Origin of the sequence: Paraburkholderia sp. BR14320 (assembly GCF_040948665.1) — a bacterium.
In the GTDB taxonomy this organism is placed as follows: Bacteria; Pseudomonadota; Gammaproteobacteria; order Burkholderiales; family Burkholderiaceae; genus Paraburkholderia; species Paraburkholderia youngii.
Genome location: NZ_JBFPKG010000294.1, coordinates 1 through 352, shown reverse-complemented (window position 1 = coordinate 352; position 352 = coordinate 1). Strand labels below are relative to the sequence as shown.

The following is a 352-nucleotide window of genomic DNA, read 5'->3' as shown; positions in this document are numbered from 1 at the left end:
AAACCTGACCCACCTGGGAGAGGATGGCGGCTTTTTGCCGCCGATGCTGACTCAGGAGCAAGCAGTGGAAATCAAGGTATTGGCAAGACGGGGAACGGCGGTACGCGAGATTGCGCGGCAAACGGGCCTGTCGCGCAACACGGTGCGCCGCTATCTGCGCGACGGGCAGGCGGGCCGTTACAGGCAACGTGAGCCACGCCCGACCAAGCTCGACCCGTTCAAGGACTATCTCCTTGAGCGTGTGGCCGCTGCACGACCGCACTGGATTCCGGCAACGGTCCTGCTGCGGGAGTTGCAGGAAGCCGGCTATGAAGGCGGTATCAGCCAGCTCAAGACGTTCCTGGCACCGTAC

1 protein-coding gene is annotated in these 352 nt (G+C 63.1%); it reads left to right on the top strand.

The features are described 5' to 3' along the window. Positions 1 to 43 precede the first annotated feature (43 nt). A partial coding sequence (locus AB3X89_RS40370; RefSeq protein ID WP_368588080.1) for a helix-turn-helix domain-containing protein occupies positions 44 to 352 on the top strand: 309 nt, incomplete at its 3' end.